Here is a 6,020-nt window from a genome sequence, read left to right on the forward strand (position 1 = left end):
GGTGATAGCCATCAGGTACTGGCGCAGGGAAGACATAGCAATCTGCAAAAAGCCAAAAATTAGCAGCCCGATACTAAATGTGACGAGGCTACTGGATGATTTATGAATTACGGCTCGATCGAGAATTAACTGAGTCAAGATTGGGGAAACCAACCCGAAAATTTGTAAGACGAGGGAGGCGACGAAGATTTCGCCGATGACGACTTTATGGGGGGCAATTAGCTGAAATAGCTGCAAGAGGTCGGTAGATTTACCATCTTTGCGTTCTTTTAAAGCTAGGGTGGGTTCTAATAATAAGCAATAACCCGTCCACCCCCGCTCGAATTCGACATGTGACAATTTGCGCTGACCGATCGCCGGATCGCCGACGATGACGTGTTGGGAGGTGATCTCGAACACTACGATATAGTGGTTGCCTTGCCAGTGGGCGATCGCTGGGAGTTTTTGGTGGCCGAGTTTGGTTAGACTGGCGCGCACGGGGCGACAATTGAAACCGAGCTGTTCGATGGCATTGGTTAAGCCTTTGAGCGTGGCACCATCGCGGCTGACGTAGGCGAGTTCCCGCAGGCGATTGATATTAAATTCTTTGCCCCAATACCGTCCCACCATCACGATACAAGCCGCGCTACAGTCGGAGGAGCTTTGCTGGGAGTAAAAGGGATAATTGTGAGTAATTTTTTCCACCAGTGGCCGAGTTTCTGGCTGGGGGTTGGAAAGTAGGCGCGATTGAGTTTTTGCTGTCCCTGTGGTTCGGTAGTTTCGATCGAGATGGCGATCGAGGGGGGGTTAGCAAAGACGATCGCACTGAGGGGTTGGGTTTGGGCATCTCCAAAGCTAGTTTTGAGCGCAGGGAGCGGATCTGTGTCGCCCCGCACGACTCGATCGAATTGTTGGGCAACCTGGCTCAGATGAGTGCGGATCTGGGGGTATTTGAGCCATAGGGACTCTAGTAGAGGTCGGGGGATAAATCCGATGACGATTTCTTTATCGCTGCTGACGAGGGGAGATTTGGCGATGTAGGGGCAAAAATCAGCATCGGGGAAGAGGCTACTCTCGCCAAAACTTCGATCGATAGCAATTGTAGCAAGGCGTTTTTCCTGGCGATCGAAGAGGCGGATTTTTCCTGTAATGAGGATGTAAATACCCGATGATTCGCCACCTGAATACCAGAATGTTTGGGCGGGGGGAACTTTGACAATCTGGATCTGGCTGCGGAGGGTTTCTAGTTCCGGTTGAGCAATCTCAGTACCGAGGATTGTGGTTAGGGTTTCGAGGGAGATAGCGATCGCTGATGGGTCGTGAGGCATAGCTAGGAAAAGTTCAATAGCGATTGCTGGATAATTGTTTAGCTGTCAGCGACTATAGCCACACTCCTAGACCATGCAAACCGTTGTCGTACCCGATATTGCCAGAGATCGCTTGCGCCTGAGCAACCGCCAAGTCCGCTTGGGGTAAACCAACACCAGGAAATGGGTTAGACATTCCCGATCCTAGATTCACCGGGATAGACGTGTTTTGAAGTATTTCCTTAATCTGTTGTGGGGTAAGTACGTCAGCTCCGCCAGCAGCTTGCTGCATCAGCGCGACGATCCCAGCAATTCCCGGTGCTGCTGCTGAGGTTCCTGGAAATGTCTCGAAACCTGCCACAGATGTAGAAATTCCATCAGGAGCGATGATATCTGGCTTGACTCTTCCTTGAGGATTTAGCAGCGGATCGCCTGCATAATCGAAATTGGAAATTTCGTAACGAGCGATTGGATCTGAATTGGTAGTTTTTTGAGGATTAAACAGGGGATCGCCTACATCATTAAACAGAGGATCGCTTACACCATTAAACAGGGGATCGCCTACATCATTAAACAGGATTGGTGAGCTACCTTCACTGGAATAACTCCTAACCATAGCTTTCCCCGATGTAAAATCTTGGTTTGGATCGGCGGCACCCACAGCAATCGTTTCTGCCAAATTAGCTTGACCAGAAATAGTTGAAGAACCAGTCTCAAATGGATTAATGTTGATATATTCGTACTTAGTAGTACGATCGAGTCCATTTGCAGTACTAATCCACTTAATCTTACGGGGAGCTTCAGTATCATTTAATTCTCGACCGATTACTAGATATAGATTTTGGTCTTTTGCAGTGGGATATGCTAGTCTTCGCAGGGGGTCATCGATCGCCGTAGCAGAGGGAATATCCGATACAGCCAGAAGATTTTCGGCATTCTCGTCAGGTAAAGTAGGACTGCTGACTAAAAACAGCTCCAGATTTGATGAAACTTGACCATTTGGATCGCTCCAAGTCAGTAAAGGAAATATGGCAGTATTGTCTTTCGTAACTGTTATGTTCTGGAAAAAATCGACATTTGTACTGGGATCGAAGTCCAAAGCCTCGAAAGCTTTACCGCCAAAGTTAAAAGTTGTACCATCGCTACGGTAATCACTTTCATAGGAAGTTCTACCATTATTTCCAGCGGCTGAAATAAAGGTGACTCCTTTATCTACGGCATTTTTTGCAGCTTGGGCTGCTTCCCCATCTTGAAAGATCGTAGTAGGAACCAAGGCATCATCAACAATGACATTGGCACCAGCAGCGACGAGGGAATTTACAGCTTCTGAGTAACTGCGATCGTCAATATTACCAGTATCATTGATGGCAGTATGAAATAGTAATTCAGCACCAGGAGCTTGGTCATGAATTATTTGAGCTAATGCTCTGCCTTCTTCATCAGCAAAAACATTATCTGACTTCAGATCTTTCAATACTTGAATCGGTTGAAATTTACCTTCTGGATTGTTAGCACCAGGTAATTCGCCATTAGCAATATCACTTGTTAATAAATCTTTGGCATTAAAGCTGGTAGAGATAATGCCGATCTTGATTCCACTTCCATCGACCCTAAAATTGTTACGAGCAATGTCAGCCTTTAATAGTCGATCGCCTTCAGTAGTAATTTTTCTTGACATGATATTCTGATTTTCTAAATTAATTTTTTATATCTAAATTGGAAGTGCAATTCTCCTGCCAATCAAACCAATAATTTTTTATAATGTAAGGACACCGGACAAGAGACATTGGAGGGAAAACAGATATGATTGATTGTTTTACAGAGGAATCCATCAAAGTCATCATGTTGGCTCAGGATGAATCACGCCGCCTCGGGCACAGCTTCGTCTCTACGGGACAAATCTTGCTGGGAGCGATCGGTGAGGGAACTAGCGTAGCAGCAGAGATCCTCAAGTCGAAGGGAGTTACCCTCGAACGGGCACGAATCGAAGTCGAAAGAATTAGCGGACGCGGTTCGTATCTTATCACCCTTGAAATCCCCTTCTTGCCAGAGGCACATCGCTCTTTCAACCTAGCTTCAGAAGAATCTGAGCGACTCAATCATAACTATATCGACGTAGATCACCTTATGATCGAAGTCGATCACCTTATGCTCGGTATGCTCCGTGTCGAAGATGGAATTGGCCTTCAGGTACTCACAGCCCTGGGCGTAGAGGCGAATGAAGTTCTCGATCCGATAACTCGGAGTCTGAGCGATAACTCCTCGCCAAGGGCACGTCGCAATCATGCCCGAGCTTTAGAAAATCGTGCCATGATCGAGCTAGGTTTAGAACAAGTTGAGCGACTCAAGCATGACCGTCCCGACGCATAGCTTGATACTCGGATACAAAAAAAACTCTGGCAGAGAGCCAGAGGTTTTTTGTTGAATTAACCCGCTAACTTAGCAGTTAGGACTGGAAGTGTATAAACACCGCCACCCGCAAATTCAGCTATATCCTGTCCGGCTTGGATTGTGTCATCAGGAATTCCAATTTGGCGCTGTTCGTCGACCACACGGGGGTCGCTAGTTCGCTTGCCGTTAACAATGCCGAGAGCCGCAAAAGTTTTCTGAAGGTTGTTGCCCGTCGCAAATTGGAGAACGGGAGCATAGCCACCATTTATTTTACTCGATTCAGCATCAGTCAAATCAACTAGAACCGAGCTGTTAGACACTAACTCTTTGATTTCAATAGTCATAACTTTCTCTAAACTAGAGTACACCATAGCTAAACAAAAGCCTAATACATTTATCGTGTATTTAACTGTCGTTTAACCATGTATCAAGATTATTGGGTGCCTTAATAAAATGTCAACTCAAAAGAATATTTTCACAAATTAAACAGTGGAAAAGATCGTGCAAACGTTTGCACGATCTCTCGATATTTTCTTGAGTTGTCTACTGACGATCGCTTACGCGAGCCGAAAAGACTAATGCGTTACCACCGATCGAAACGATTCAAACCAATATAGATAGTTCGCAAACTATCTACCACTAAATTTGGATCGATATTTACATCTTGCAAACGTTTGCACGACTATAGTACAAAATCCCGCCAAAAGCCCAATACAATCTTTCGATCGATAGTTGCAGTAAAGTATTTCAGGATTTTATTATTCCAGACCTCTTGTTCTTGTGACATTTTTATAGTGTATTTTTATACTGTAATTCTGTTAGAGTAAAACCTAAGGATAAAAATGGTATAGCATTATTTTCACTTTCTAAAATTCTGAGATATTAAAATAATCTCGATTCCTGAACTGCTTGATAACTGGCTCTTAATATTTTTTCTAAGAATGAGTAATAAAAAGTGGGATATTCCCGCTCGCGGTTCTCCTATCAAGCCAACCACTAATTTTTTTGCTACAATCTAGCTGCAAAGCTCAAAAAACAGTGTAGAGAGAACAGCAATGGTTAAAGGTTTCACAGAGGAATGTATCAAAGTCATCTGTTTTGCTCAGCAAGAATCATCCCGCATAGGGCACAACTTTGTTGGTACCGAACAACTATTACTTGGAACGATCGGTGAGGGGACTAGTATAGTAGCTAAGGTACTAGAATCGATGGGAGTTACTCTCGATGCCACAAGAATTGAAGTCGAAAAAATTATCGGACGCGGTTCGTCGAGCTTAGTCCCCACTGAAATCCCCTATTCGCCAAATGCAATTCGCGCTCTAGAGCTAGTTGAAGAAGAATCTCAACAACTCGGACATAACTATTTCCGCGCAGAGCATATTCTGTTGGGTACGCTCCGCATTGAAGACGGGAATGCCCTTAAAGTGCTCGCAAATCTGGGCTTAGACTCAACTGAAATTCGCGAGCTGGTAGTTCGGATGCTGGGTGAGAATACTGAAGTTAGAGATGAAGTTAGAGAGAACCCGTCCGCCCTCATCCGTGACTATTTGGAAGTACTGGGAAAACTTAGATCGATCCGTAGTGTAGAGAATCGAGAAATCCTCAAACGCGTCTGTTCTAAATCGTTAGACAAACTTCTGAAGGAATGGGAAAACTCAGAGGGTGTCTGAAAAGGGGGTAGAAAAGCTCCCAAGATTATGAGAATCTGTCTAAAAGTAAAACGAAGACAGAAAATCATGAGAGCAGCCAGAAAATCATACCTAACCGACCTGACCAACGAACAGTGGGATTTGCGCAAAGAGTTCATTCCAGCAGCCAAACCAGGTGGTAGACCTAGAAAAGTAGATCCTATGAATTTGTAGCGATATTTACACCGTGCAAACGTTTGTACGTTATAGTACTCAGTTACTATAAAATCCGCTGAATTCGCTGCAAATCGAAACCCAACTGGGATAACAACCGTTCGCAATGGCGGAGATCGGCATCAGCAGCATACACCATCAAATTGAGTTCCAGAGCGATATTCACAACCTTCCAAGAGGGTAGCCAGGGAAAGACGATCGCCTTTTGCCCATTAGCAATCACCTCCAAAAAACCCGATACAATCTTTTTATCGAGCTGCGATTTATCTAGTGCGATCGAACTGCGGGTATTCTTGACCAACCATGTTTGTTGCCATGTAGTGTCGGGGGTTGCTAAGACAAATGCCTCATCCGGCAAATGTTCGTTAAATCGACGCGAGGTAATGTGTCACTTTACCCATAATTTGGCGGTGCGATTCGTTTAATCTAAACCGAATAATCGGGGGACGATTAGCTTCTTTAGGGTAACTCATTTATGAGT

The 6,020-nt window shown here is 44.8% G+C and carries 6 protein-coding genes and 2 pseudogenes; 3 read left to right on the plus strand and 5 right to left on the minus strand.

Annotated elements, in window-relative coordinates; genetic code table 11:
• The 3 genes from C7B77_RS21770 to C7B77_RS21780 form a co-directional block, all read right to left on the minus strand.
• Positions 1–609 (minus strand): cysteine peptidase family C39 domain-containing protein (locus C7B77_RS21770; protein ID WP_245894307.1); only part of this gene is annotated, 609 nt, incomplete at its 3' end.
• Positions 609–1,307: a cyclic nucleotide-binding domain-containing protein gene (locus C7B77_RS21775; RefSeq protein ID WP_106309792.1), complete on the minus strand. Its 699-nt coding sequence runs from the start codon at positions 1,305–1,307 to the stop codon at positions 609–611. The genes C7B77_RS21775 and C7B77_RS21770, both read right to left, overlap by 1 nt.
• Positions 1,308–1,359: 52 nt before the next feature.
• Entirely contained in the window at positions 1,360–2,964 is a 1,605-nt protein-coding gene (locus C7B77_RS21780) for a S8 family serine peptidase (protein WP_106309795.1), read from the minus strand.
• A 125-nt stretch (positions 2,965–3,089) separates the two neighbouring features.
• Between C7B77_RS21780 and C7B77_RS21785 the strand changes: the two genes are divergently transcribed.
• On the plus strand, positions 3,090–3,656 hold the full coding sequence (locus tag C7B77_RS21785; protein WP_106309797.1) for a Clp protease N-terminal domain-containing protein: 567 nt from the start codon (positions 3,090–3,092) through the stop codon (positions 3,654–3,656).
• A gap of 56 nt (positions 3,657–3,712) precedes the next feature.
• Here the strand turns inward: C7B77_RS21785 and C7B77_RS21790 are convergent, their stop codons facing one another.
• Positions 3,713–4,021 carry a hypothetical protein gene (locus C7B77_RS21790; protein WP_146138443.1) on the minus strand — a complete coding sequence of 103 codons (309 nt, stop codon included), beginning with the start codon at positions 4,019–4,021 and terminating at the stop codon, positions 3,713–3,715.
• 711 nt (positions 4,022–4,732) lie between these two features.
• On the opposite strand from C7B77_RS21790, the pseudogene C7B77_RS21795 reads away from it, so the two are divergent.
• Together C7B77_RS21795 and C7B77_RS31915 are read left to right on the plus strand one after the other, a co-directional pair.
• Positions 4,733–5,179 (plus strand): annotated as a pseudogene (locus C7B77_RS21795) (Clp protease N-terminal domain-containing protein); the annotation flags it as partial.
• Positions 5,180–5,413: 234 nt separating this feature from the next.
• Positions 5,414–5,515 (plus strand): annotated as a pseudogene (locus C7B77_RS31915) (transposase); the annotation flags it as partial.
• A 70-nt stretch (positions 5,516–5,585) separates the two neighbouring features.
• On the opposite strand, the gene C7B77_RS21800 reads toward C7B77_RS31915, so the two are convergent.
• On the minus strand, positions 5,586–5,897 hold the full coding sequence (locus C7B77_RS21800) for a hypothetical protein (RefSeq protein ID WP_106309805.1): 312 nt from the start codon (positions 5,895–5,897) through the stop codon (positions 5,586–5,588).
• Positions 5,898–6,020 lie beyond the last annotated feature (123 nt).

Origin of the sequence: Chamaesiphon polymorphus CCALA 037 (assembly GCF_003003845.1) — a bacterium.
Lineage (GTDB): Bacteria > Cyanobacteriota > Cyanobacteriia > Cyanobacteriales > Chamaesiphonaceae > Chamaesiphon > Chamaesiphon polymorphus.

Excerpts from the sequence above, each read along its gene's own strand:
- C7B77_RS21775 (WP_106309792.1), bottom strand. The coding sequence starts at position 1,307 with ATGCCTCACGACCCATCAGCGATCGCTATCTCCCTCGAAACCCTAACC.
- C7B77_RS21780 (WP_106309795.1), bottom strand. The coding sequence starts at position 2,964 with ATGTCAAGAAAAATTACTACTGAAGGCGATCGACTATTAAAGGCTGAC.
- C7B77_RS21785 (WP_106309797.1), top strand. The coding sequence starts at position 3,090 with ATGATTGATTGTTTTACAGAGGAATCCATCAAAGTCATCATGTTGGCT.
- C7B77_RS21790 (WP_146138443.1), bottom strand. The coding sequence starts at position 4,021 with ATGACTATTGAAATCAAAGAGTTAGTGTCTAACAGCTCGGTTCTAGTT.